Here is a 975-nt window from a genome sequence, read left to right on the forward strand (position 1 = left end):
GCCGGAGACGTCCCTGGTGATGGCGAGTGCGCTGGTTCTGGGGGCGGACTGGGAGGTGCCGTTCGAGGGGCACTTCGGCGGCTGGCTCGGCCGCCACGACCGGGCGGGGCTCGTGCGGGAGGTTCCGGACCTCGACGGCGTCGCCGTGGCCCGGACCGCAGCGGGTGCCGTCACGCGGGTGGTCGTGCGCGGCGTGACGGGGGTCGACGTCCATCTGCTGCTGGGCACGGAGCGGATGAGGCCGGGCGAGGTGCTGGGCGCGGGGACGGGCCTGCTGTCCGGCGCGCTGGACGGGGTGCCGGGAAGCCGACTGCCGGAGGGCGGGCCCGGCCCGGGGCTGCACGTCGTCAAGCGGCGCACCCACACTCTTGAACCGCCGTCGCTGTCGCTGTTCACCGTGGAGTTCACCCTGCGGACCGAGCACGACCTGCTGGCCTCGCGCGACCTCTTCGGCCTGACCACGGCTGCCCGCGACTCCCCGGGCGCCGTTCCCTTTCCCGGCATGAGCCGGACGCCACTCGTCCTGGACCGCGCGCGGCAGACCATGACGGCCACGTTCAGCGCCGAGGGTTTCAGGGCGGCGGCGGTGACGGCGTTCGCCGCGATCTACCGCGGCCGGTCGTCCCAGGAGCCGCCGTACGAGACGACCCGGGCGATGGCCTGTTTCGACCGTCCCTTCGGGTTCCTGACGGTCCACCGTGAGAGCGGGCTGGTTCTCGCGGCCGGGTGGGTCACCGACCCCACGCCGTTTACGCAGGACGGCGGCGGTCACGTACCGGACACGTCGGCGGACTGACGCGTGCCCGTCCACCCCACCGGGAAGACCGCCTTCACCATGAAGCCGCCGTCGGGCGACGGGGCCGCGTGGAAGTCGCCGCCCAGCAGGTGGGCCCGTTCGCGCAGGCCCACCAGGCCGTGACCGCCGCCGGGGAGGGGCGGCCGGGCGGCGACGGGGCCGGGGGCGGTGTTGTGCAC

Annotated in this window: 1 protein-coding gene and 1 pseudogene; one reads left to right on the forward strand and one right to left on the reverse strand. The window is 74.9% G+C overall.

Features of this window, described 5'->3' with window-relative positions; genetic code table 11:
• Positions 1–796: serpin family protein (locus C1J00_RS43655; RefSeq protein ID WP_102914252.1), on the forward strand; the 796-nt coding region annotated here is incomplete at its 5' end.
• Here C1J00_RS43655 and C1J00_RS43660 read toward each other — a convergent pair.
• Positions 769–975 (reverse strand): annotated as a pseudogene (locus C1J00_RS43660) (sensor histidine kinase); the annotation flags it as partial. The gene C1J00_RS43655 and the pseudogene C1J00_RS43660 overlap by 28 nt on opposite strands.

The organism is Streptomyces cahuitamycinicus (genome assembly GCF_002891435.1).
Classification (GTDB): domain Bacteria; phylum Actinomycetota; class Actinomycetes; order Streptomycetales; family Streptomycetaceae; genus Streptomyces; species Streptomyces cahuitamycinicus.